Annotated in this window: 25 protein-coding genes and 1 pseudogene; 19 read left to right on the forward strand and 7 right to left on the reverse strand. The window is 65.0% G+C overall.

The window, feature by feature from the left end:
• Positions 1–28: 28 nt before the first annotated feature.
• Positions 29–1,618 carry an inorganic phosphate transporter gene (locus G3O06_RS16385; RefSeq protein ID WP_205816766.1) on the reverse strand — a complete coding sequence of 530 codons (1,590 nt, stop codon included), beginning with the start codon at positions 1,616–1,618 and terminating at the stop codon, positions 29–31.
• 255 nt (positions 1,619–1,873) lie between these two features.
• Between G3O06_RS16385 and G3O06_RS16390 the strand changes: the two genes are divergently transcribed.
• The 4 genes from G3O06_RS16390 to G3O06_RS16405 all read left to right on the forward strand — a co-directional run bounded on the left by G3O06_RS16390 (position 1,874) and on the right by G3O06_RS16405 (position 5,084).
• Entirely contained in the window at positions 1,874–2,818 is a 945-nt protein-coding gene (locus G3O06_RS16390; RefSeq protein WP_174970391.1) for a metallophosphoesterase, read from the forward strand.
• 25 nt (positions 2,819–2,843) lie between these two features.
• Positions 2,844–3,176, forward strand: coding sequence for a cupredoxin family copper-binding protein (locus G3O06_RS16395; RefSeq protein WP_174911918.1), 333 nt, complete (start codon positions 2,844–2,846; stop codon positions 3,174–3,176).
• A gap of 92 nt (positions 3,177–3,268) precedes the next feature.
• The gene (locus G3O06_RS16400) at positions 3,269–3,730 is read left to right on the forward strand and encodes a cupin domain-containing protein (RefSeq protein WP_174980626.1); all 462 of its coding nucleotides are present in this window, start codon (positions 3,269–3,271) and stop codon (positions 3,728–3,730) included.
• 214 nt (positions 3,731–3,944) lie between these two features.
• Positions 3,945–5,084 (forward strand): patatin-like phospholipase family protein, encoded by a 1,140-nt coding sequence (locus G3O06_RS16405; RefSeq protein ID WP_205816767.1) that lies wholly within the window; start codon positions 3,945–3,947, stop codon positions 5,082–5,084.
• 277 nt (positions 5,085–5,361) lie between these two features.
• Here G3O06_RS16405 and G3O06_RS16410 read toward each other — a convergent pair.
• Both G3O06_RS16410 and G3O06_RS16415 read right to left on the reverse strand, forming a co-directional pair.
• Positions 5,362–6,327 (reverse strand): annotated as a pseudogene (locus G3O06_RS16410) (D-2-hydroxyacid dehydrogenase family protein); the annotation flags it as partial.
• Positions 6,328–6,455: 128 nt separating this feature from the next.
• Positions 6,456–7,625, reverse strand: a complete 1,170-nt coding sequence (locus G3O06_RS16415; RefSeq protein ID WP_205816769.1) for an alpha/beta hydrolase — start codon at positions 7,623–7,625, stop codon at positions 6,456–6,458.
• Between the two features lie 383 nt (positions 7,626–8,008).
• On the opposite strand from G3O06_RS16415, the gene G3O06_RS16420 reads away from it, so the two are divergent.
• Positions 8,009–8,308, forward strand: coding sequence for a hypothetical protein (locus G3O06_RS16420; RefSeq protein WP_241020073.1), 300 nt, complete (start codon positions 8,009–8,011; stop codon positions 8,306–8,308).
• A 267-nt stretch (positions 8,309–8,575) separates the two neighbouring features.
• Here G3O06_RS16420 and G3O06_RS16425 read toward each other — a convergent pair whose 3' ends face one another.
• Entirely contained in the window at positions 8,576–9,256 is a 681-nt protein-coding gene (locus G3O06_RS16425) for an HAD-IA family hydrolase (RefSeq protein ID WP_205816770.1), read from the reverse strand.
• An 83-nt stretch (positions 9,257–9,339) separates the two neighbouring features.
• Complete coding sequence (locus G3O06_RS16430) at positions 9,340–9,651, reverse strand: winged helix-turn-helix transcriptional regulator (protein WP_241020074.1); 312 nt, start codon at positions 9,649–9,651, stop codon at positions 9,340–9,342.
• 182 nt (positions 9,652–9,833) lie between these two features.
• On the opposite strand from G3O06_RS16430, the gene G3O06_RS16435 reads away from it, so the two are divergent.
• The gene (locus G3O06_RS16435; protein WP_205816772.1) at positions 9,834–10,376 is read left to right on the forward strand and encodes a carboxymuconolactone decarboxylase family protein; all 543 of its coding nucleotides are present in this window, start codon (positions 9,834–9,836) and stop codon (positions 10,374–10,376) included.
• Between the two features lie 34 nt (positions 10,377–10,410).
• Here the strand turns inward: G3O06_RS16435 and G3O06_RS16440 are convergent, their stop codons facing one another.
• Complete coding sequence (locus tag G3O06_RS16440; protein ID WP_205816773.1) at positions 10,411–10,917, reverse strand: helix-turn-helix domain-containing protein; 507 nt, start codon at positions 10,915–10,917, stop codon at positions 10,411–10,413.
• 162 nt (positions 10,918–11,079) lie between these two features.
• Between G3O06_RS16440 and G3O06_RS16445 the strand changes: the two genes are divergently transcribed.
• The 3 genes from G3O06_RS16445 to G3O06_RS16455 all read left to right on the forward strand — a co-directional run bounded on the left by G3O06_RS16445 (position 11,080) and on the right by G3O06_RS16455 (position 12,769).
• Positions 11,080–11,871, forward strand: a complete 792-nt coding sequence (locus G3O06_RS16445; RefSeq protein WP_205816774.1) for an SDR family oxidoreductase — start codon at positions 11,080–11,082, stop codon at positions 11,869–11,871.
• 38 nt (positions 11,872–11,909) lie between these two features.
• The gene (locus tag G3O06_RS16450; protein WP_205816775.1) at positions 11,910–12,329 is read left to right on the forward strand and encodes a tautomerase family protein; all 420 of its coding nucleotides are present in this window, start codon (positions 11,910–11,912) and stop codon (positions 12,327–12,329) included.
• 92 nt (positions 12,330–12,421) lie between these two features.
• On the forward strand, positions 12,422–12,769 hold the full coding sequence (locus G3O06_RS16455; protein WP_205816776.1) for a hypothetical protein: 348 nt from the start codon (positions 12,422–12,424) through the stop codon (positions 12,767–12,769).
• Between the two features lie 54 nt (positions 12,770–12,823).
• Here G3O06_RS16455 and gcvA read toward each other — a convergent pair whose 3' ends face one another.
• Entirely contained in the window at positions 12,824–13,735 is a 912-nt protein-coding gene (gene gcvA / locus G3O06_RS16460; protein ID WP_205816806.1) for a transcriptional regulator GcvA, read from the reverse strand.
• Between the two features lie 176 nt (positions 13,736–13,911).
• Between gcvA and G3O06_RS16465 the strand changes: the two genes are divergently transcribed.
• The 10 genes from G3O06_RS16465 (at position 13,912) to G3O06_RS16510 (ending at position 22,521) form a co-directional block, all read left to right on the forward strand.
• Complete coding sequence (locus tag G3O06_RS16465; protein WP_205816777.1) at positions 13,912–14,685, forward strand: SDR family oxidoreductase; 774 nt, start codon at positions 13,912–13,914, stop codon at positions 14,683–14,685.
• Between the two features lie 118 nt (positions 14,686–14,803).
• Positions 14,804–15,085, forward strand: coding sequence for a hypothetical protein (locus G3O06_RS16470; protein ID WP_205816778.1), 282 nt, complete (start codon positions 14,804–14,806; stop codon positions 15,083–15,085).
• A gap of 55 nt (positions 15,086–15,140) precedes the next feature.
• Positions 15,141–15,485 carry a carboxymuconolactone decarboxylase family protein gene (locus G3O06_RS16475; RefSeq protein ID WP_205816779.1) on the forward strand — a complete coding sequence of 115 codons (345 nt, stop codon included), beginning with the start codon at positions 15,141–15,143 and terminating at the stop codon, positions 15,483–15,485.
• Between the two features lie 74 nt (positions 15,486–15,559).
• Positions 15,560–16,228 carry a cupin domain-containing protein gene (locus G3O06_RS16480; RefSeq protein WP_205816780.1) on the forward strand — a complete coding sequence of 223 codons (669 nt, stop codon included), beginning with the start codon at positions 15,560–15,562 and terminating at the stop codon, positions 16,226–16,228.
• Positions 16,229–16,230: 2 nt separating this feature from the next.
• Positions 16,231–17,355 (forward strand): FAD-dependent oxidoreductase, encoded by a 1,125-nt coding sequence (locus tag G3O06_RS16485; protein ID WP_205816781.1) that lies wholly within the window; start codon positions 16,231–16,233, stop codon positions 17,353–17,355.
• Positions 17,356–17,408: 53 nt separating this feature from the next.
• The gene (locus G3O06_RS16490; RefSeq protein WP_205816782.1) at positions 17,409–18,494 is read left to right on the forward strand and encodes an alcohol dehydrogenase; all 1,086 of its coding nucleotides are present in this window, start codon (positions 17,409–17,411) and stop codon (positions 18,492–18,494) included.
• A complete protein-coding gene (locus G3O06_RS16495; RefSeq protein ID WP_205816783.1) occupies positions 18,473–18,913 on the forward strand; it encodes a hypothetical protein in 441 nt (146 codons plus the stop codon). The genes G3O06_RS16490 and G3O06_RS16495 overlap by 22 nt, the downstream gene beginning before the upstream one ends.
• Positions 18,914–19,003: 90 nt before the next feature.
• Positions 19,004–19,525, forward strand: coding sequence for a carboxymuconolactone decarboxylase family protein (locus tag G3O06_RS16500; protein ID WP_205816784.1), 522 nt, complete (start codon positions 19,004–19,006; stop codon positions 19,523–19,525).
• Positions 19,526–19,658: 133 nt separating this feature from the next.
• On the forward strand, positions 19,659–20,909 hold the full coding sequence (locus G3O06_RS16505; RefSeq protein WP_205816785.1) for a MalY/PatB family protein: 1,251 nt from the start codon (positions 19,659–19,661) through the stop codon (positions 20,907–20,909).
• A gap of 178 nt (positions 20,910–21,087) precedes the next feature.
• A complete protein-coding gene (locus tag G3O06_RS16510; RefSeq protein ID WP_205816786.1) occupies positions 21,088–22,521 on the forward strand; it encodes an amino acid permease in 1,434 nt (477 codons plus the stop codon).
• Positions 22,522–22,542: the final 21 nt, after the last annotated feature.

A 22,542-nucleotide genomic window follows, 5' to 3' on the forward strand; every position in this document is an offset into this window, starting at 1 on the left:
GGCCGGACGTCGCGCCCCCCGGCGCGGGTCAGAACAGTCCGTGCAGTACCCAGTACAGGGCAGCCGACAGTGCGATCGACGCGGGCAGCGTCAGCACCCATGCGAGCACGAGGTTGCGCACCGTATCCCAGCGCAGGCCCGAGCCGCTCGCCGTCATCGTGCCGGCCACGCCCGACGCGAGCACGTGCGTCGTCGACACCGGCAGCCCGTATGCGTCGGCCATCCCGATCGTCAGCATCGCGACGGCCTCGGCCGATGCGCCCTGCCCGTACGTGAGATGCGACTTGCCGATCTTCTCGCCGACCGTCACGACGATCCGCTTCCACCCGACCATGGTGCCGAGGCCAAGCGCGATCGCAACCGCGACCTTCACCCACGTCGGGATGAATTTCGTCGCGCGGTCCATCTGCTTCTTGAACGCTTCGAGCGCGCTCGCGTCCTCGACCGAGAACGCCGGCGCCTTCGCCTTCTCCATCAGCCGGATCGCCTCGGACGCGACGTACATGTTGTTGCGCACGTTGTCGACGAGGTTCTGCGGCACGCTCGAGATGCCGCCGGCCTGCGCGACTTGGTCGGCGATCGTGTCGGTGAGCTTGCCCAGCGCGGGAATCGTCGCGGGCGTCAGCTTGTGCGTGCGCACGTACGCCTCGACGTCGGCGCGCGGGTCGGCCGACTGCGCGGCCGGGTCCGCATACTTGACGAGCGTCGTCGAAGCATGGCGCGCCACCGCGACGAACGTGCTCGTCTGGTCGGGCGTCACGGCCTTGTTCAGCGCGTACGCGGTCGGCATCACGCCGATCAGGATCAGCATGATCAGCCCCATGCCCTTCTGCCCGTCGTTCGAGCCGTGCGCGAACGACACGCCCGTGCACGTGAGGATGAGCAGCAGGCGGATCCAGAACGGCGGCGGCTTGTTGCCCTTCGGCTCCTGGTACAGCGCCGGCACGCGCACGAGCGCCTTCAACAGCAGCAGCACGAGCGCGGACAGCACGAAGCCGATCAGCGGCGAGAACAGCAGCGCCTTGCCGACGCCGAGCGCCTGGTTCCAGTCGACGCCGCTCGTGCCCGACGGGCCGTTGACGATCTGGTTCATCAGGCCGACGCCGATGATCGAGCCCACGAGCGTGTGCGAACTCGACGACGGCAGCCCGAAATACCAGGTCGCGAGGTTCCACGTGACGGCCGCGATCAGCAGCGAGAACACCATCGCGAAGCCCGAGCCGCTGCCCACCTGCAGGATCAGCTCGACCGGCAGCAACTGCAGGATGCCGAACGCGACGGCGCCGCTCGACACGAGCACGCCGAACAGGTTCCAGAGGCCCGACCAGACGACGGCGAGGTGCGGGTCGAGCGAATGCGTATAGATGACGGTCGCGACCGCGTTCGCGGTGTCGTGGAAGCCGTTGACGAATTCGAAGCCGAGCGCGATCAGCAGCGCGACGATCAGCAGCAGGAACGGGAGGACCGAGCTTTCCTTGACGGGACTGAGGTCGGCGCTGAGATGAATGCCGACATAGACGATGCCGCAGGCAATGATCAGAAAAAACAGCGCGAGGCTGATGTTGCGCGTGCGGTTGCTGACCGCACCGCTGGTTTCCGTTGCCGCGAGATTCGGCATGAAGGGGCTCCGGAGTGGTGACTCGGAGTGGCAGGCTATCGACCGGTCGTGACGCAAATGTGACGTGTCACTTACAGGACATTGACAAGTCATCTGTCAGGAACCGTACATCGCCGCGCAAGCCGCAAACACGGGCGTTCGACCTTGTAACGTGCGGGAATAAATCCGCCACTTGGCCGGTATGGCACGCGAAGGCGCCGGTTTATTCCAGGACGATCCGGCCGTCCGGTTCCGTCATACGAATGCGAGGCTCACATGTCTTCATCGACCCCCACCAACCCGTCGCGCCGCAAGGCGCTGCAGTGCATGGCCTTCGGCGGCCTCGGCACGCTGTTTACGCTGTCGGGCGGCGTCCTGACGCCGTTCGACCTCGCGCTCGCGCAGACCGGCGACGCGCTCCCGGCCAACGCGGGCCGCCCGCTGTTCGTGCAGATCAGCGACACGCACATCGGCTTCAACAAGGACGCGAATCCCGACGTGTCGGCCACGCTGAAGCAGACGATCGATCTCGTCAACGGCATGCCGGCGATGCCCGCGCTGGCCATCCATACCGGCGACATCACGCACCTGTCCAAGCCCGAGGAGTTCGACCACGCGTCGCAGCTGCTCTCCGCGCTGCGCGTGCCGGAACTACATACGGTGCCCGGCGAGCACGACGTCACCGACGGTTCGGGCGCCGAATATTTCGGCCGGTTCGGCAAGGCGTCGGACAACCGCGGGTATTACAGCTTCGATCACGCGGGCGTGCACTTCATCGGCCTCGTCAACGTGATGCACTTCAAGCCGAACGGGCTCGGCAGCTTCGGCGACGACCAGCTCGCGTGGCTCGCGCAGGATCTCAAGGGCCGCTCGTCGAGCACGCCGATCGTCGTGTTCTCGCACATGCCGATGTGGACCATCTACGAGCCGTGGGGCTGGGGCACCGGCGACGCGCCGCAGACGATGGCGCTGCTGCGCCGCTTCGGCTCGGTCACCGTGCTGAACGGGCACATCCACCAGATCGTGTCGAAAGTCGAGGGCAACGTGACGTTCCACACCGCGCGCTCCACCGCGTTCCCGCAGCCGACGGCCGGCAACGGCCCGGGCCCCGTGCCGCTCACCGTGCCGCGCGACCGGCTGCCGTCGATGCTCGGCGTGACGACCGTCGAATTCGCCGGCCATCCCGTCACGTCGTCGCTGCACGATGCGACGCTGGCCTGACGCACCGAACCACAAGGAGACCGACATGACCCGCTTCAAGCAATCCAGCCTCATCGCAGCGCTGATCCTGTGCGCCACCGCTCCGCTCGCCGCGTTCGCGCAAGGCCCGGAAGGCTCGCTCGTGACGATCCGCAATTTCATGTTTTCGCCGATGTCGACGACGATCAAGGCCGGCACGACGATCACGTGGAAGAACCTCGACGCGGAACCGCACACCGTCGTCAACGACGCCGGCATCTTTCATTCGAAGGCGCTCGACCAGGACGAGACGTACTCGTTCCGCTTCGACAAGCCGGGCGTCTACAAGGTGTTCTGCGGGATTCACCCGTACATGAAGGAGACCATCACGGTCGAATGACGCGGCGCATCGCGACACGCGCGGACGAATGGCGGGCGGCGGCGCCTACAATGCCCCCATCCCATTCGCCCGCGTGGCTGACGGAGCCGCCCATGCCCAGGATCGACCTCAGCACCGTGCCCGAACGCCGCGGCAGCGGCTATCCGCGGCCGTTCGACGCGCCGTGCGCGCAACGCATCCGCCAGCGCGTCGGCGACGCCGGCGGGCTGCGCGATTTCGGCGTCAACCTGATGCGCGTGCCGCCGGGCGGCTGGTCGAGCCAGCGCCACTGGCATTCCGACGAAGACGAATTCGTCTACGTGCTCGAAGGCGAACTCGTGATGATCGAGGACGGCGGTGAAACCGTGCTGCGCGCCGGCGACTGCGCGGCGTTTCCGAAAGGCTCGGGCAACGGCCATCACCTGATCAACCGGTCGGATGCGGTCGCCGTCTATCTTGAAGTCGGCTCGCGCTCGCCGGACGACGTGATCACCTGCCCGGACATCGACATGATGAGCCCGAGCCGCGACGGCCGGTTCCTGCACAAGGACGGTACGCCTTACCCGGACGCGTGACGCCGGCTGCTCACGCCTGCGGATGCCCGGCCAGGAACGGCGCGCGCTGCCGTACGTACGCGCACCACCGTGAACACACTTGAGGGTCGGAAGCGATTGGCACGGAAGCAAACGCAGCCACCCGTTGCATTGCGGGCGGCTGCCCGCCGCCGATCGCCTAAACTGAATCGATCCGTTCTGATCCGACCCACCGTCACACGCAGCGAGGCAAGCCATGACCGCGAGCCAGCCGGCACGCATGGACCTCCCCGGGCAAGTGGTGCTCGTACTCCAGGGCGGCGGCGCACTGGGCGCGTTCCAGCTCGGCGTCTTTCAGGCGCTGGACGAAGCCGGCATTCAACCCGACTGGGTGATCGGGACGTCGATCGGCGCGATCAACGCGGCGCTGATCGCCGGCAACCCGCCGGCGCTACGCTACGAGAAGCTGTCGGCATTCTGGCGCCGCGTGACCGAACGCACCCGTTTCGACACCGCGCCGCTGCTGCCCGGCTGGGACCGGACGCTGGCCGAGCTGATGATCATCGGCCGCGGCATCGCGGGATTCTTCCAGCCCAACCCGGCATCGTGGCTCGGGCCGATGGTCCGCCTCGGCGTCGATCGCGCATCGTATTACCGGATCGCGCCGCTGCGCGACACGCTCACGTCGCTGATCGATCCCGACCTGCTGAACGCGGGCCACCCGCGCCTGACCGTCAGCGCGGTCAATGCGTGCACGGGCACGATGCGCTATTTCGATTCGCGCGACACGCGGCTCGGGATCGAGCACATCATGAGTTCGGGCGCGCTGCCGCCCGCGTTCCCGGCGATACGGATCGACGGCGAACCGTACTGGGATGGCGGCGTGTATTCGAACACGCCGGTCGAGGTCGTGCTCGACGACAACCCGCGCCGCAGCTCGATCATCTTCTCCGTCCAGATGTGGAATCCGGCCGGCCCCGAACCCGAGAGCATCTGGCAGGTGTCGGAGCGGCAGAAGGACATCCAGTACGCAAGCCGCACCGACAGCCACATCGCGCGCCAGCAGCAGATTCACCGGCTGCGCCACGTGATCCGCGAACTGGCCCGGCACGTGCCGGAAGCCGAACGCGCGTCGCCGGCCGTGCGCCGGCTCGCCGCGTGGGGATGCGAAACCACGATGCACCTGGTCAAGCTCGCGGCGCCGCGACTCGCCGGCGACAATCAGTTGAAGGACATCGATTTCACGCCGGACGGCATCGCGGCCCGCCGGCAGGCCGGCTACGACGCGGCGAAACGGGCCATCGCGGCACGTCCGTGGGACCTTCCGACGGATCCGACGGAAGGCCTGACGGTGTTCGATCCGGACGCAGCGCCGGCCGCCGAAAAAACGGCATGACGCGCGGGTGGTTCCACGGCGCGCCGACCGCCCGGCGCGGTCAGGCGCGCGCGGCCCGGAAATGCGCGCGACCGGCTTCACTCATTTCGACTTCCGCCACGCCGCCCGGAGCATGGTGCCGGACCACGTAGCCGCGCGCGCAGGCTTCCTCCCACACCGGCAGGCGCGGGCACGACGTGCGCCACGCCTCGATCACCTCGTCATAAGGGCGCCGGGCGGGCCCGATCCATTCGAGCAGGTCGAGGATCAGCGGCTCGATCGACGCCGTTTCACGCACGAGCACATCCGGGTTGACCACGTGGATCGGCTGCCCGGCCGCATAGGACACAATCTGGTCGAACACATCCGCGAACTGCGTCTCGTATTCGTCCTCGGTCACGTAGCCGATATGCGGCGTACACACGACATTCGGCAAACGCAGCAGCGGATGCCGCGGGTCACGCAACGGTTCAGTCTCGTAGACATCCACCGCCGCCATCCCGGGCCGGCCGGCCTGCAACGCCGCTTCGAGCACGCCCGGTGCGACAAGACCCGCGCGGCTCGTGTTCACCAGCAGCGCGCCGGGCTTCATCCGGCCCAGATCCTCGGCGGTCACGATGCCGCGCGTGGCCGGCACGAGCCGCATGTGCAGCGAAAGCACGTCGCAGGTTTCGAAGAAGGTGCGCTTGTCCGGCGCCGTATTCCACCCGTCGTCGCGCGCACGCTGCAGCGATGCTTCGCGCGCCCAGACCAGCACGTTCATCCCGAACGCGGCGCCGTACCGGGCGACCTCCGCACCGATCCGGCCATAGCCGTAAATCCCCAGCGTGCGCCCGCGCAGCGTCCGCCCGACCCCGATCTGCCAGTTGCCCGCCTGCAGCGCGCGCATCTGCTGCGGAATCCGGCGCATCGCGGCAAGCACGAGGCCCCACGTGAGCTCGGCGGCCGCGTAAGAAGGCGTGCCGGCATGCTGGTTCGACGACACGATCACGCCGTGCGCGGTGCATGCGTCGATGTCGATGTGCGGATAGACGCTACGCTGGCTGATCAACCGCAGCTTCGGCAGCCGCGCGATCAGCGGTGCGCGAATCTGTGTGCGTTCGCGGATCAGCACCAGCACTTCCGTGTCGTGCAGGCGCTCGGCCAGCGCGTCGACGTCCTGCACGTGATCGTTCCAGATCGTGACCGCATGCCCGTCCAGCTTGCGAAAGCACGGCAGCGTGCGCAGCGTGTCGAAATAATCGTCGAGGATCGTGATGTCCATGGGGGGCGCTCCTGGCAACGCCGTCATCCTGAACCGGAAGCGCTTCGCACGGAAATGAATTTATCTTGCCGATTCCTGCATTTTTTTGATCAACCGATTTTTGCCGTGCGCGGGCCTCGCACGCACGCTCACTGTGCTGCCGAGCGCATGTCCGGCGCCGTACCGGCAACGACCGGACACGATTGCGGCAATGCCTGCCCGAACAGCACGGCCAGCCCGCAAGCGGACGTGAACATGCCGAGCCCGTCGTGCCCGACGCCCGGCACTTCGACGACCTGCTGCGCGAGATCGTCAGGATGCCGCTTCTTCAGGTAATCGAAATAGGCGAGCCCGCGTGCGAGCCGGTACGGGCCTTGTGCCATCGCCGCGCACGAACGGTCGATGAAATGCGTGTACGGATTCGTATCGGCCTGCCCGAGCAGGTACACGACGTGGCGCGCAACGTAACGCGTTTCGAGATCGCGCCCATCCTGCGACGCAACGTAAGGCGGCGCGGACTTCAGCCCGTACTTCCATTGCGTCGCCCGCGGGCAGGTGCCGCCGGCGATCGCGTCGGCATTCGGCCGTTCATCGTCGAAATACAGGTAGCTCGACGGATTCGCGACCACATAGCGCACCGCGATGCCGGCCCGCACCAGCGCATCGCCTTCGTGCCCGGCCACCGCATAGCGCTGCAGCAACTGCGCGCCGGCGGAATGGCCGATCACGACCACGGTCGACAACGCGGGATACAGGCTGCGGTCGGCGAAATGCGCCAGCAATGCATCGAGCGCGGTGAACGAGCTGATCGGCCCCGGCTGACGGGCCGCGTCGCCGCCCTTCCATCCTTCCTGCGTCCACGCCAGCGTCTGCGCGGGCAACGAAAACGCGCGCGTATCGGCGCGTGTCAGGAACTGCGGCGCAACGACCATCGTGCCCTTGCCGGCAGCGCCGGCCTTCTCGACGACCTTGAGTCCCGATGCGTAGTACGCGTCGGCATTGCGCAGCGTGCCGTGAATCACGATGAACACGCGTGTGACGTCGGGCACGGCCTGGTCGAGCGGACGATCGGCGTAGACGGGCAGCGCCGCACTGCCCTGCGGCGTGTCGACGGTCAAGCGCTGATCGGCGACGGCCTTGACCGGTGCGTCGAGGCGTGCGCGCTGCGCGGGCGTGGCGGCTTCGGCCGGACGCGCACCGCCCGACACGCCGAGCACGGCGCAGGCTGCCGCGAGCGAAACGGCATATGACAGCGCTCGGGCGGCCGGCAGCACGCGCGAGAACCGGAGGCTTGCGAAGGCAGCGGAAATGAGTGACATGGCGGCGGATCGAGTGGCAGGTATGACTTTAACGGCGATCGTCGCAGAATCCGTCGCGCGCTGCCGGACTGTTTCGGAAAGCGGGCCAGTCGGCCGGTTCTGCGCCGCGTTCGGCCGCCCGCCCATCCCCGGCATCAGCGTGCGTCGATCGCCTGGATACCCGGCCAACAACCGAATGCCAACGTTGCGCAACAGTGCTCTCTTTCAATTACAAATTCGGCACATTTAAAATAAAAATCAGAATAAATTATTTACATCGGATCAAACTTTAAAAATCCATCACATACAATACAACCGCCGATCCGGATAATTAATGAAAATCTTGATCTGCATCCCGTTTCAATTATCGATATTGTTTCAACAATAGATAAGGAGAAGCGATCATGGCTCAAGTTACGCTGTGGGGCAGTGTGCAGGGCAACGGCACGGTCGTGGATGGCTCGGGCGGATTCACGGTGAAACGTGAAAGCACGGGGACGTATCAGCTCTCGTTCAGCACCGCATTCACCAAGACGCCGGCGGCTACCGGGTCGCAATGGGGATACGGCGGCGGGCAGAACACGCTGGACAACGTGATCTTCCCGGCGCTTTCCGGTAGCGGCGCCACGATTCAAACCGGCGACTCATATGGCAAATACAGCGACCGGAATTTCAGTTTCATCATTATCGGCACGATCAGCTGATACTCGATCGAATCTGCATTCACACCGAAAACCGGGATTTCATGAAAATACCATTTCGTAAATCCTGAGCGAAATGCAGCCGCCATGGGTTCGTCAGCTGGACGAACCTGGGATGCCGGGATGAAGCCCGCGAATTCGTCATTTCGCGGACACCGATTCCCGGCGTCCGTCCTCGGACCCGCCAGCCGCCGGTGGGCCGATTGCACTGCGCTGGAAGCGGATCGTCAGGATCATCGACATCCCGACGATCGACAGGCTGGGGGCAAGTCAGCCCGATGCGTCGGACGGATCGCACTGCATCCGTTGCACGATCGTGTCCAGTTCGCCGATATGCGTGGCCACCGCTTGCTTGCCCGCCTGCGCCCATCCGTCGAACGACGTCATCCCGCTCACTGCGCCGACGAACGCCATGCCGGCACGCTCGGCCGCCTGCGCATCCACCGCATGATCGCCGACGTAGATCGCCGAGCGAGCCGGCAGGCCAAGTCGCGCCAGTGCCTGCACGAGCCCTTCCGGATCCGGCTTGTGACGCTGCACGTCTTCCCCGCCGATCAGCACGTTGACGAGCGACTGCAAACCGTTGCGCTCGAGAATCGCCTCGATCCGGTAACGAAACTTCGACGACACGATCGCGACGGCGAGCCCTTGCTCTCGCAACCGGGCAAGCAGCGGCGGCACTTCGGGATAGATACGGGTGCCGGGCACCATGATCTCGTCGGCGCGCGCCACGAAGAGACGCGCGAACGAGTCGGCCCGCGCCGGCTCGGTTTCACCCGTCAGCAAGCGAAACATCTCGTGCAGCGGCAGCCCGATCACGGCACCGATCTGCGCCGGCGTCGCGCCGGCGGCATCCAGCTGATGCAATGCGTATTCCGTGCATTCGATGATCGCGGCGGACGAATCCGCCAGCGTCAGATCGAAATCGAAGATGACGGCCCGAACAGACATGAAAGGACTCCGCGAACAAAAATGGCGCGCGCACGATGCGCGAACCGGCATGACGTTGCGATGCGCACGGGCGTGTCGATCGATCAGCGTTCCTGAGCGGATTGCTCGCGATCGGCCGCGTCGAACCCGTCCGGGTCGCGCTTCGCCCATTGTTTCGCCCACCCCAGCAACGGCTGCAGTGCCGCCTCGAGCCGCCGGCCTTCGGCGGTCATGCAGTAGCCGCCCTCGCCATGCTCGACGAGGCCCGACGCCTTGAGCTCGGTCAGGCGCGTGTTGAGCAGGCGAGCGTTCGTTGCGCAGGCTTCCTGCAGTGCACGGAAAGTGAGCGGCTCGCCGCGCAGCTCCCACAGGATGCGCAGCGTGGTGCGGCGCCCGAGCAGGTCCAGCACGACCATGATGGGTCGCCCTGCCGTCGATCCGCGAACGCGCTGTCCGATTTTGGGTGTGGTCATGCTTTACTTTTTAAAGCAATCGACAGGCAGAGTCAATCGCTTGAACCGAGCCCCGCCTTTGCTTTACTTTTTAAAGCACGACGCCTACGCTTCCACGCATGCATCGTCTCAGGCACGGGGTTCACATGACTCAGCGCATTGCATCCGCATCACCACCGTTCGCACCCGACATCGCCGCATCGATCGAGCGGATCATGCGGGGCCGCCCGCCGTTGCGCCTCTTCACCACGCTGGCGCGCGACGCGCGCCTGTTCACGAAATTCTTCGCCGCCGGCCTGCTGGACAAAGGCCATCTCGACATCCGGCAACGCGAGATCGTCATCGACCGCACCACCGCGCTTTGCCGGTCCGAATACGAATGGGGTGTGCATGTCGCCGTGTTTTCGGCGGCCGCCGGGTTGACCAGCGAACAGATTCACTCGCTGGCCCACGGCTCGGCCGACGACGCATGCTGGAACGATGAGGACCGGTTGCTGATCCGGCTGTGCGACGCGCTGCATCGGCATTGCGACATCGACGACGACCTGTGGCACGCGCTGCGCCCGCATTTCAGCGACGAGGCGCTGCTCGAATTGCTGATGCTCGCGGGCTTCTACCGGACCGTCAGCTACCTGACGAACGGGCTGCGCCTGCCGCCGGAAGCGGGCGCCGCGCGATTTCCGGCATGAGCCGCGAACCGGCAGCGCGACGGCGATTCGCGCGTCACGATTCGCCGCGCCGCGCGCGCGTCTTCTCGAGCCGCCAGTGCATGATCTCGTCCGCGCCGGGCCCCGCCTCGACGCGCAGGTCCTGCTGGGCGATCGGGCTACCCGTCTCGGCATCGACCACCGCCAGCCGCACCGCATGCCCCGAGCGCGCCTCCGTGAAACGGAGCGGCGGCGCCTTCGATTCCGCCTGCCCCCACGCATCGCCGACCTGCACGAGCGCCATCAGCACGATGCCGATGTCGCGGCCGCGCGGCGTCAGATGGTATTCGTACCGGTCGGGGCGCGACTGATACAGCCGGCGCTCGATCAGCCCCCTGCCTTCGAGCGCCTTCAACCGGTCCGACAGCGTCGCATGGGTCACGCCCGTGGACTGGCGCAGATCGTCGTAACGCGCCAGCCCGAGCGCCAGATCGCGCACGATCAGCGTGCTCCATCGATCGCCGAGCGCGTCGAGCACGCTGGCGATCGAGCAGGTCATGCCGTCAAAACTCTTGGATTTCATCGCGAATCACCTTTCCTGACTTCGATGCGCAGCCCATGTCGGTGCGCACGCGACGGTAATCGTATCGCATCCGGCCACGCTTGACGGCGTGTCGCCAGCCACTTACTCTAATAATAAGAGTTAGTGGAGACCTTGTCCGTCCAGCCCTTTGGAGGTTTGAACATGAAGCAGGAAAATCGAGGCGTGATCGTCGTCACCGGCGCGTCATCGGGTATCGGCGCCGTCTATGCGGATCGACTCGCCGCTCGCGGATACGACCTGATCCTGGTTGCACGCCGGCGCGAACGGCTCGCAGCGCTCGCCGACCGGCTCCGGTCCGCATACGGCTGCGATGCGCAGGCCGTCGTCGCCGACCTGTCGAGCGATGACGGCGTCGCGCAGATCGAGGCGCTGATCGACCGCACCGCCGATTTCGCCGGCATCGTCAATGCCGCCGGCCTCGGCGCACTGGGCCTGTCGGCATCGGTCGATCCGGCCGCCGTCGACACGATGATCCGGGTCAACGTGCTCGCGCTGACCCGGCTCTCGCTCGCGGCTGCACGCCGCTGCGGCGCAGCCGGACACGGCATGATCGTGAACATCGGGTCGATCGTCACGCTGATGCCCGTACCCGGCGCGGGCGGATACAGTGGCTCGAAAGCGTACGTGCTCAATTTCACGCGTTCGTTGCACGCCGAGCTCGAGCCGCGCGGCGTCGCGGTCCAGGCCGTCATGCCGGGGCCGGTGCGCACGGAGTTTTTCGGCGACACAGCCGCACCGTTCCCGGACGCGCTGTTCATGTCGCCGGAAACGCTCGTCGACACCGCATTGCACGCGCTGGATCACGAGGAATCCGTGTGCTTTCCGACGCTCCACGATCTCGGCGTATGGCAACAGTTCGACGGCGCGCGCGGCCAGCTCCTTCGCGCCGTCACGCGGGACGGCCAGCCCGCGGCGCGCTACAGCGCCATCTGAGGCCACATCTGCTCTCTTTCACGAACCGGGGAACACACATGCCGCTCTGGAACATCTACCATCCCGAACACACCTATACCGATGCCGACAAGCTGGAGATCGCCGAGCGCATCGTCGGCCTCTACGACGGATTTCTGCCGCACTTTTACGTCAACGTGCTGTTTCAGCCGCTGCCGCCCGCGTCGTTCCTGATCGGCGGCAAGCCGACCGACGACTTCGTGCGAATCCGGGTCGACCACATCGCGCGGCAGATCGAGGATCCTGCCGAGCAGGCGCGGTTCATGCAGCATGTCGGCCAGCGCCTCGCGCCGTTCATCGGCGAGCGAGGCCTGCGCTGGGAAATCCATATCGGCGAAACACCGTTCGGGCTGTGGACGATCGAGGGGCTGCGCCCGCCCCGGCCGGGCACGCCGGCCGATCTCAAGTGGCGCACGGAAAACCGGCCGTCGCCGTACTGAGAAACGGAGCCTCCCGGGGCCCGTAGCCTGACTCGGAAGCCCCCGGAGGCATCCCCGCCGCATCCCCGCGATTCGCGAATGGAGGCGCTGTCATGATCACCGAAATCGTCTTCTTCAAACTGCAGCCCGACGTCGACCTGCCCACGCTGCGGGACCGCTATGAGGCGACTGCCGCGAAGTGGGCCGTGAACCCGGACCTGCTGCACAAATGGTATTTCTACGACGCGGCAACGCACGAAGGCGGCGGCGTGTACGTGTGGCGCACGCGCGAAGCCGCCGCGCGCTGGCACGGCGACGAATACAAGGCGATGGTCGAGCGGGTGTACGGCTTTCCGCCCGTGATACGCGTGCTCGATACGGTCGCGCATGTCGATGCGACGCAGGGGCGGTACGAGTTCGTCGACAGGAATCCGATCGCTGCAACACGGGACAAGATATAGCCGCCGCGGCACAGGCCGACGACAAGCCCGTCGTCGGCTGTGCGCGGCCCCTCGCTACAACGCCGCCTCCTTGAGCAACCAGTCGCGAAAGGCCACGAGTTTCGCCAGGCCCGAACACTCGTCGCGATACACGATGTAATAGGCCAACGGTGAAGCGAACGTTATTTCCGGGAAGAGTCGCACCAGACGCCCGGTTGCCAGATCGTCGCGCGCCATGACACTACGCGCGAGCGCGACGCCGTGCCCGTCGATGGCGGCCTGCAACACCGCCGCGGAATTGTTGATCTGCATCCCGCGCCCGGTAGCGGCACCCGCCACGCCAGCCTTGCGCAGCCACGTATCCCAGGCCGGAAAGCCCGTGCGGCTATTCATCGACAGGTCGTGAATCAGGGTCTCCCCGGCCAGATCGGAAGGCCTTTGCAGACGCGAACGTCCGCGCAGCAGCCCGGGCGAGCACACGGGATAGACATCTTCGTCCATGAGTTTGTCCGCGACGAGCCCCGGCCAACTGCCCGTTCCGTAGCGCACGCCGATATCGATCTGCTGGGTCACGAAATCCACGGGCTTGAGGTTGGTATCCAGTCGCACGTCCGTATCGGGCCATGCATTCTGAAAACTTTCGATCCGCGGCAGCAGCCACTTGGCCGCAAAAGCCGGGCTGACTGCGACGGTGAGCACCCCGCTCGTGGATCCCTCCTTGAGCCGTTCGAGACCGACGGTCAGCCTGTCGAAGCCTGCGCGAATATCCGGCAGCGCGCGCTCGGCCGCTTCGGTCGGCACGAGACGGAGACGCCCGCTGGCGCCGCGATGGAACAGCGGGCTCCCCAGCCATTCCTCCAGCGAACGGACGAGCTGACCGACAGCCGCAGGCGTCACATGAAGCTCGGCCGCGGCCGCCGAAAAGCTCCGATGACGGGCACTGGCCTCGAATGCACGCAACGCATTCAGGTGAACGGGTGACTTCATCACGACAAAGAATTTCTTTCAATTAAGAACACTTTATCTCGTTTGCCGCCGAAAGTGAAACGGCGAAAAATTCACCATATACCGGCCGCAACTCCTACTCGGTGATGGATGGACTCGCAGCACGGTCCATCCGGGGCCGCCTTCATCAATAGCTTTTCTTCTACACGGAATTCATCATGAGCAATCAGTTCAAGGGCAAGAAGTTGCTGGTCATCGGCGGGACCAGCGGAATGGGGCTGCAGACGGCCCGCCTGGTCCTCGCTGAAGGCGGTAGCGCGGTCATCGTGGGGCACCGGGCCGACAAGGCCGAGGCGGCGCACCGGGAGCTGGCCGCGCTGGGCTCGGTCGTGGCGCTGACGGCGGATCTGTCCAGCGACGACGGCCTCGCAGCGCTGCTCCAGACCCTCGACGCGCAACATCCGGACATCGACCTGCTGGTCAACGCTGCGGGCGTGTTCTTCCCCAAGCCGTTCCTCGAGCATCGCGACGCTGACTACGACCAGTACATGAAGCTGAACAAGGCGTTCTTTTTCATCACGCAGAAAATCGCCGCCAATCTGGTCGCCGGCGACCGCCCGGGCGCGATCGTTAATATCGGGTCGATGTGGGCGAAGCAGGCGATCGCCGCGACGCCGTCGTCGGCTTACTCGATGGCGAAGGCGGGCCTGCACTCGTTGACGCAGCATCTCGCCATGGAACTGGCCCCGAAGCACATTCGCGTCAATGCGGTTTCGCCGGCCGTCGTCCAGACGCCGATCTACGAAGGCTTCATCCCGAAGGCCGACGTACACGAGGCGTTGCAGGGCTTCAACAGCTTCCACCCGATCGGCCGGGTCGGTACGCCGCAAGACGTGGCGGAAGTCGTCGCGTTCCTGCTGTCGGACAAGGCGAGCTGGGTCACCGGCGCGATCTGGGACGTGGACGGCGGCGTCATGGCCGGCCGCAACTGATGGATAGCGGGCAGACGCACGACCCGCTCGCCTGCCCGGTTCAGACCGGACCCTCGATCCATGACGGATCGATGGCTGGAAACCCGCTGCACCTTCCCGCTCAATGAGGAGAAACGACATGGTCTATTTGCAGATCACGCTCAGGATTGCCGACGCCAACCGGGCCGCCGCAGCCGAGATCTACCGGCGGTACAAGACGCCTTTCCTCGACACCATCGCCGGCGCGCAATCGAAGGAACTGCTCGTGCGCAATGAAGACGTGCAAGTGCTGCACGGCTTCGACAGCACGGAGCACGCGAACGCGTACCTGCAAAGCGACCTGTTCACCGCCGATGTGGTGGCAGGCCTCGCACCGCTGCTGGATGCCGCGCCCGACGTGCGCATCTACCAGGTCGCCTAGTCACACGGCCGGGCGTTATCCTGTGCCCTGCCCTTATTTATCTGGATACCTAAACATGATGAACGACTGGAATGCCTACCGTGCTGCCCTGCTGGAGCGCGTCGGCGACTTTGCGAAACAAAGCCCCGACGTAGTGCGCGGCCTGACCGCGATCGACGGTGCCGCCGCGAAGACGGGCCATCTGGATCTCAAGATCCACGAACTGATCGCCCTCGCCGTGGCCGTGACCACCCGCTGCGACGGCTGTATTTCCGTGCACACCAAAAAGGCCGTCGAGCACGGCGCTACGCTGGAGGAAATCTCCGAAGCGCTGGGCGTCGCGATCGCGCTGAACGCGGGGGCTGCGCTGACCTACTCGGCGCGCGTCATCGAAGCCCACTCGCAACTGTCCGGTCAGTAATTCATATCGGGATCGGCCCGCTGCCGACTCCAGGCCAGTCGGCCGCGCGCCCATCAAGCCCAGGAACTCCACCCATGCTCGTCAACGCAGATTTCTCGCGCCGCGTCATCGTCGCGCCTCACCAGTATCGATGGGCGGCCTCCCCACAGGCCGGCGTCGAGCGCGTAATGCTGGATCGGCTGGGTGGAGAGCAAGCCCGCGCCACCAGTATCGTCCGGTATGCGCCCGCCTCCTGCTTCCCGCCCCACCTGCATCCCGAGGGCGAAGAGATTCTCGTGCTGTCCGGCACCTTCTCGGAAGACGGCGCCCACTATCCGGCAGGCTGGTACCTGCGCAATCCGCCCGGCTCCAGCCACAGCCCTTCCAGCCGCGAGGGCGCCATCATCTTCGTCAAGCTCCGGCAGATGCGCGCCGGCGAGCGTCGGCGGGTACGCGTCGACACCAACGACCCGGCGGCCTGGCAACGGCGCGACGGTCGCGAAATCTGCCCGTTGTTCGTGAACGATGTCGAACAGGTTTCCCTGCAACGGCTGGCGCCGCGTGAAGCACTGTTCCCCGCGCCGTCAGACAGCGCCGAATTGCTCGTACTGGCCGGAGAAATCGAGGTCGAGGCCCGATCCCACCGGTACGGCAGCTGGATGCGTTTGCCGAAGGGCAAGTATCCGGAGATCGTGTCCGGAGCCGGCGGAGCCACCGTCTATCTCAAGACCAGTCGCCCGGCCAGCATGACGGTGAAGGCATAGCCATGCAGACGGCACGCATCGCCATTGTCGGCGCGGGCCTGAGCGGCCTGTATGCGGCGTTCCTGCTGGAGCAGCAAGGCGTCAGCGACTACGTGCTGCTCGAGGCACGCGATGTTCCTGGTGGTCGCATCGCATCCGTTCCTCTGCGCGCGGCCTACGGCACAACGGCTGCGGCGAACTACATCGATCGCTTCGATCTGGGCCCGACGTGGTTCTGGCCGCACCTTCAGCCCCAACTGGACCGGCTGATCCACGATCTGGGCCTGCAACGCTTCGAGCAATACGAAGCAGGCGACATGCTGATCGAGCGCTCGCCGGATGCGCCGCCCGTGCGCATGCGGGGGTACGCCAGCACGCCGGCGTCGATGCGCGTGGCAGGCGGAATGAGTGCACTGATCGATGCACTGCGCGACCGCGTGCACGCGTCCCGCATCGTCTCTGGTCAGATCGTGCGGCGCATCCGCGTTGTCGACGCGCACGTGGAACTGGAAAGCGAAAACGCCGCCGATTGCGTCACGACCTGGCGCGTCGAACGCGTGCTGCTGGCCATACCACCACGATTGGCGGAGGAGTGCATCGCGTTCTTCCCACCACTGCCGACGGCACTGGCCCGGCAATGGTGCGACACGAGCACGTGGATGGCGCCGCATGCCAAGTACGTCGCCATCTACGACACACCGTTCTGGCGCGAACAGGGACTGTCCGGCGAGGCCCGAAGCGCACGGGGGCCACTGGACGAGATCCACGACGCGTCCATGCAGGGCGGCAGCGCCGCACTGTTCGGCTTCTTCGGCATCCCCGCACGCGTTCGTAAAAGCATCCGTGACGACGTGTTGCGCGCACATTGCCGCGCACAACTGATACGTCTGTTCGGCGCGAAGGCTGCGACGCCCGAAGCCGAGTTCATCAAGGACTGGGCACAGGACGCCTTCACGGCCACCGCCGCCGATCTCGACGACAACGGCCACCACGCGCAAGCCCCCGCCGCCACCGCATTGTCCGGCCCCTGGCATCGACGCCTGACCGGCATCGCGAGCGAATGGTCACGACAGTTTCCGGGCTATGTCGCCGGCGCGATTGAAGCTGCGCATGCGGGTGTGCAGGCATTGCCTGAATCTTACGAATGACGACGCATCGCTTCGGCACATCAAATTCCCTTCACAACTCTGGAGAAACCATCATGAAAGACCACTACCGGGCCATGCAGGTGACCCACCCCGGTGTCCTCGAACTGGTGGAGCGCAAGACGCCCACGCCGTCAGCCGGCGAAGTGCTGATTGCGGTCGAGGCTTGCGGGATATGTGGCGCGGACGCCACCGACATCGAACGCGCCGATCCGGCCTTGCAACCCCCACGCGTTCCGGGTCACGAGATCGTGGGACGGATCGCCGCGCTCGGTGACGGCGTGCCGTCGCGCTGGAAGATCGGGCAGCGCGTCGGGGTGGGCCGTCTTGGCGGTTACTGCAACGAATGCGTTCAATGCAGCCAGGGACACTTTCAGCTTTGCCGCAACCAGCCGGTCGTCGGCGCAACCTGTGACGGCGGCTACGCCGAGATGATGCTCGCACGCTGCACGGCGCTCGTCGCGATCCCTGACGAGCTCGGCGCGGCAGAAGCCGCCCCGCTGCTTTGCGCAGGGATCGCGACCTTCAACGCGCTCAAGAAGTGTGGCGCCGAGGCGGGCGATGTCGTAGCCATTCTCGGCGTCGGTGGCCTGGGGCACATGGCGTTGCAGTATGCACGCCACATGGGATTCAAGGTCATCGCCATCGGCCGCCGCCGCGAGGTCACCGCGGATGCGCTGGCGTTGGGCGCACACGTCTACATCGATACCAGCCAGGAACATGCCGCCACCCGACTTCAACGCATGGGTGGAGCGCGCGCCATCCTGACCACCATCGGCAATGCCGACGCGGTATCCGGATTGCTCGACGGCCTGGCCCCTGCGGGCCGGCTCGTCGTGCTCGGTGTGACCAGGGACCCGCTGTCCATCGCGTCCGGGCATTTGGTCGTCGGCGAGCGGACGGTACAAGGATCGATTACCGGCTCGCCGTACGAGAGCGAGAAGGCGCTTGATTTCAGTGTGCTCACCGGGATCCGCCCGATGATGGAAGTCATGCCGCTGGAGCAGGCCAACGAGGCCTATCGGAAAATGAAATCGGGCGACGTCAGGTTCCGCATGGTGCTCACGATGAACCATGGGCCTTCGGATGAAACAAGCGATGGCCCGCAGCGGGAACAGGCATGGCAAACCCGAGACAGGTGACGATTCCGGCGTCGCATTTCGGAATGGTGCTGGGCCTGGCCGGCCTCGGGCAGGCCTGGCGTGCCGCCGCGCGGCTATGGACGTTGCCACCGCTGGTGGGCGAAACGATTCTGGCGGTGGCGGGATTGACCTGGGCCGTCCTGATCGCCGGCTACGCGTGGCAAGCCGTGCGTCGCTTCGAGCAGGTGCAGGCCGAATGCCTGCATCCCGTTCAGGGCGCCACACCGGCGTTGGTTTCGGCTGCCACTTCGCTCGTTGCGATGGCGATCCAGCCGTATTCGATCACCAGCTCGTTCGCCATCGCGCTGGTGGGCGCCAATCTCGTCTCGGCCTTCCTACAGAACGGTTTCCATTCGTTCAAGGCTGGCGGACAAAAGCACTACGAGATGCTCTACGACGGCGACGTCATGAAACCCTGACACCCGTCGGGGCTAGGTGCCCGTGCCGCGTGACGGCCGGGCGCCGCATCTCGCGACGGTACCGCAACGAAATTTCCACTGGAGGTGAAGATGTCGGAAACAAGAGTCGTCCCCTGGCAGGACGGAGAACCGGCCCCCGAAGCATTGCTTGCCGCGATGCGCTCGCGTCGTCCCGGCGGCGAACTGATCGGCATCGACCGCGTACTGCTCAGGAGCGAGCCGCTGGCGACAGGATGGAACGAACTGCTGCGCCGGGTGCGCGCCGATTTCAGCCTGCCGCTCGTGCACCGTGAACTGATCATGCTGCGTGTGGCCGTGCTCAACGGTGCAGATTTCGAATGGAACGTTCACTACCCAGCCTATCTGGCAGCAGGCGGCACGCGCGCACAGAGCGAAGCGTTGAAGGAGGCCGAAATAAACAGCCAACTGTTCGATAACGCGGAATGTGCGCTGATTCGTCTGACCGATCAGTCGACTCGGCAGGTGCACGTCGATGCCGATGTGATCGCCGAACTGAAGTCGCATTTCGGCGAGAGGCAGACGGTAGAGGCTGTGGCCACGGCGGCCGCCTACAACATGGTTTCGCGCTTTCTCGTGGCACTGGGAATCTGACGCGTGCCGCGAACCTGCATCCATGAACCGGGCTCACGGCTCCATGAGGAGATACCATTGTTCCTCAAAATTTCGCGCTGCTACTCTATTCGCCATACGTGGTCACGCCGCCGGCGTGCCGTCTCTATCGTGAATGGAAGGGAACGTGAAGTCTCATTCTGAATTGGCTGCCGGTGGGGGCGCCGCAGATACGCCCGCCTCGATCTTCGACGAAGTCATCGACCGCAGATCATCGAACTCGCTGAAATGGGCGTTCGGCGCCACGCTGCTGTCACCTGACGAGCATGCTGCCGATCCGTTGCCGATGTGGGTCGCCGACATGGATTTCCGCGCGCCGCGCGCTGTCATTGATGCGCTGCACGACGCGGTCGAATACGGCGTCTTCGGTTATTCGTGCGGCGCGACCGCAAGCTATGTCAAGGCCGTCGTCGACTGGCAGGCGAGTCGCTTCGGCTGGGAAGTCGATCGCTCCTGGGTGATGCAGGCGAGCGGCATCATTACCGCGTTGAAGACGGCGATCCAGGCCTTCTCGTCACCCGGCGATACGGTCCTCATTCAGCCGCCCGTGTATGCCCATTTCCACGATGATGTCCTGCTGAACGGGCGGCACCTCGTCTTCGCCCCGCTCGAGCGGGCCGGCACCGCCTATCGTTTCGACGAGCGCGCATTCGAAGCGGCGATACGTGACAACACACGGCTCTTCATCCTCAGCAACCCGCACAATCCGACCGGCAATGTGTGGGCCGAGGGCGAGCTGAGGACGATGGGCGAAATTTGCGCACGTCATGGCGTGATCGTCATCTCCGACGAGATCCACCAGGACCTGATCCTTAACCCGACCAAGAAACACATCCCGTTCGCGTCGCTCGGCGAACCGTTTGCGCGCAACAGCATCACCTGCACCGCGCCGAGCAAGACCTTCAACCTGCCAGGACTGCAGAGCGCGAACCTGTTCGTGCCGGACCCGCGCATGCGTGACCAGCTGCGGCGGCAGTTCGACCGTAACATGTACCAGTCGGTCAATACGCTCGGCATGGTGGCTGCCGAAGCCGCCTATACGCATGGCGAGTCGTGGCTCGACGCGCTGCTGATTTACCTCCGCGGCAATCACGCTCATTTCCGCGACGCGATCCACGGCATCACTTCGCGCATCGAGGTATTGCCGGCCGATTCGCTCTATCTCGCCTGGATGGATTGCCGCGGGCTCGGCATGGACCCCGACGTACTCAATCGCTTCATGCTGACCCAGGCGCGACTCTGGCTCGACAAGGGGCAGAAATTCGGCATCGAAGGGCACGGCTACCTGCGCGCGAACCTCGGGTGCCCGCGCATCCTGATCGACGAGGCCGTCGAGCGCCTGAGCCAGGCACTGGCCGCACTCTGACTTCAGCCACGCAAGCCGGCGCGAGGCTGAACTAGCGCCCGCTTCGCCCACGGTCACCAGACGCACCACAAGGATGTCGATCGTCCGGAACGATCACGTCAATTAATAAGGAATACATATAAAAATCCGGATTTCCCATGCAACTGCAAAGACAGATGAAGACACTCTCGGAGGCGACATGACACAGACCCCTCAAACCACGACTTACGAACAGGAAGACCTGAAGCGCGACCTGTCGAACCGGCACGTCCAGATGATCGCGATCGGCGGCGCGATCGGCACCGGGCTTTTCTACGGCTCGTCCTGGGCCATCCGTACGGCAGGCCCGGCCATCCTGCTCGTCTATGTGCTCGCCGCCATCGCGATCTACTTCGTGATGCGCGCACTGGGCGAGATGGCGGTCGAGGAGCCGGTATCCGGTTCCTACATCTCATACTCGAACCGCTACATTCACCGCTTCGTCGGCTTCCTGAACGGCTGGAATGCGTTCATCTTCCTGCTGGCCACCAGCGCGGCCGACCTGAACGCGCTCGGCAACTACGTGCACTTCTGGTTCCCCGGCATCCCGATCTGGGTGACGGCCGGCACAGCCGTCTCGATCATGTTCTGCGTCAACGTCATCGGCGTGAAGTTCTATGGCGAGGCCGAGTTTTGGTTTGCGCTCGTCAAGGTGGCAGCGATCGTCGCACTGATCATCTTCGGCGCCGGCATGATCGTGTTCGGCATCGGCAACCACGGCGTACCGATCGGCTATCACAACCTCGTTGCCAACGGCGGATTCTTCGCCAAAGGCGTAGGCGGCACCTTTCTCGCGATCGTGATGGTGGCCTTCTCGTTCGGCGGCGTCGAGAACCTCGGCCTGGCAGCCGGCGAAGCAAAGGATGTGCGAACGACCATGCCGAAGGCGATCAACGCGACGTTCTGGCGCCTGCTGATTTTCTATGTCGGTGCGATCGCGGTCCTGCTGATGGTATTTCCGTGGACCTCGCTGACCACCAAGGGCAGCCCCTTCGTCGAGGTGTTCACGAAGATCGGCATTCCCGCCGCGGCCGGCATCATGAACCTCGTCGTGATCATGGCGGTGCTGTCGGCTGTGAATGCAAGCGTGTTCACGAACAGCCGCACGTTCTACAACCTTTCGCTGCAGAAGAACGCGCCGGCCTTCCTCGGCGTCGTCAACAACCGGAAGGTGCCGTATCGCGCGATCCTGATGGTGTTCGCAACGATGTTCGCGGGCGTCCTGCTCAACTACGTGATGCCCGAGCAGGCCTTCGAGCTGTTCTCGTCGGTCACCGTGTTCGCGCTCGTCTGTGCGTGGGGTTCGATCGTCATCAGCCACCTGCGCTTTCGCAAGATCCGGATCGCGAACGGCGAAGCGGACAAGCTCACCTACAAGATGCCGTTTTATCCGTACAGCAACTACATTGCGCTCTGCTTCGTCGCCGCGGTGATGGCCTGTATCGCGATCCTGCCGGACATGCGGATGTCGCTGGTGGTGTCGGCGGTCTGGGTCGCGTTCGTGTATGGCGTGTATCGCTTCTATATCCGAAATGAAGCCACGCGCACCGATGCCGCGTGCGAATCGTGCGATCCGAAGGATCTTCCGGCGTAAGCGTCCGCATCATCGATCGGA

The sequence above is a fragment of the Burkholderia sp. Ac-20345 genome, from assembly GCF_017104825.1.
Classification (GTDB): domain Bacteria; phylum Pseudomonadota; class Gammaproteobacteria; order Burkholderiales; family Burkholderiaceae; genus Burkholderia; species Burkholderia lata_B.

Coding starts and splice junctions, on each gene's coding strand:
- G3O06_RS16385 (WP_205816766.1), bottom strand. CDS start 1,618: ATGCCGAATCTCGCGGCAACGGAAACCAGCGGTGCGGTCAGCAACCGC.
- G3O06_RS16390 (WP_174970391.1), top strand. CDS start 1,874: ATGTCTTCATCGACCCCCACCAACCCGTCGCGCCGCAAGGCGCTGCAG.
- G3O06_RS16395 (WP_174911918.1), top strand. CDS start 2,844: ATGACCCGCTTCAAGCAATCCAGCCTCATCGCAGCGCTGATCCTGTGC.
- G3O06_RS16400 (WP_174980626.1), top strand. CDS start 3,269: ATGCCCAGGATCGACCTCAGCACCGTGCCCGAACGCCGCGGCAGCGGC.
- G3O06_RS16405 (WP_205816767.1), top strand. CDS start 3,945: ATGACCGCGAGCCAGCCGGCACGCATGGACCTCCCCGGGCAAGTGGTG.
- G3O06_RS16415 (WP_205816769.1), bottom strand. CDS start 7,625: ATGTCACTCATTTCCGCTGCCTTCGCAAGCCTCCGGTTCTCGCGCGTG.
- G3O06_RS16420 (WP_241020073.1), top strand. CDS start 8,009: ATGGCTCAAGTTACGCTGTGGGGCAGTGTGCAGGGCAACGGCACGGTC.
- G3O06_RS16425 (WP_205816770.1), bottom strand. CDS start 9,256: ATGTCTGTTCGGGCCGTCATCTTCGATTTCGATCTGACGCTGGCGGAT.
- G3O06_RS16430 (WP_241020074.1), bottom strand. CDS start 9,651: ATGGTCGTGCTGGACCTGCTCGGGCGCCGCACCACGCTGCGCATCCTG.
- G3O06_RS16435 (WP_205816772.1), top strand. CDS start 9,834: ATGACTCAGCGCATTGCATCCGCATCACCACCGTTCGCACCCGACATC.
- G3O06_RS16440 (WP_205816773.1), bottom strand. CDS start 10,917: ATGAAATCCAAGAGTTTTGACGGCATGACCTGCTCGATCGCCAGCGTG.
- G3O06_RS16445 (WP_205816774.1), top strand. CDS start 11,080: ATGAAGCAGGAAAATCGAGGCGTGATCGTCGTCACCGGCGCGTCATCG.
- G3O06_RS16450 (WP_205816775.1), top strand. CDS start 11,910: ATGCCGCTCTGGAACATCTACCATCCCGAACACACCTATACCGATGCC.
- G3O06_RS16455 (WP_205816776.1), top strand. CDS start 12,422: ATGATCACCGAAATCGTCTTCTTCAAACTGCAGCCCGACGTCGACCTG.
- gcvA (WP_205816806.1), bottom strand. CDS start 13,735: ATGAAGTCACCCGTTCACCTGAATGCGTTGCGTGCATTCGAGGCCAGT.
- G3O06_RS16465 (WP_205816777.1), top strand. CDS start 13,912: ATGAGCAATCAGTTCAAGGGCAAGAAGTTGCTGGTCATCGGCGGGACC.
- G3O06_RS16470 (WP_205816778.1), top strand. CDS start 14,804: ATGGTCTATTTGCAGATCACGCTCAGGATTGCCGACGCCAACCGGGCC.
- G3O06_RS16475 (WP_205816779.1), top strand. CDS start 15,141: ATGATGAACGACTGGAATGCCTACCGTGCTGCCCTGCTGGAGCGCGTC.
- G3O06_RS16480 (WP_205816780.1), top strand. CDS start 15,560: ATGCTCGTCAACGCAGATTTCTCGCGCCGCGTCATCGTCGCGCCTCAC.
- G3O06_RS16485 (WP_205816781.1), top strand. CDS start 16,231: ATGCAGACGGCACGCATCGCCATTGTCGGCGCGGGCCTGAGCGGCCTG.
- G3O06_RS16490 (WP_205816782.1), top strand. CDS start 17,409: ATGAAAGACCACTACCGGGCCATGCAGGTGACCCACCCCGGTGTCCTC.
- G3O06_RS16495 (WP_205816783.1), top strand. CDS start 18,473: ATGGCAAACCCGAGACAGGTGACGATTCCGGCGTCGCATTTCGGAATG.
- G3O06_RS16500 (WP_205816784.1), top strand. CDS start 19,004: ATGTCGGAAACAAGAGTCGTCCCCTGGCAGGACGGAGAACCGGCCCCC.
- G3O06_RS16505 (WP_205816785.1), top strand. CDS start 19,659: ATGGAAGGGAACGTGAAGTCTCATTCTGAATTGGCTGCCGGTGGGGGC.
- G3O06_RS16510 (WP_205816786.1), top strand. CDS start 21,088: ATGACACAGACCCCTCAAACCACGACTTACGAACAGGAAGACCTGAAG.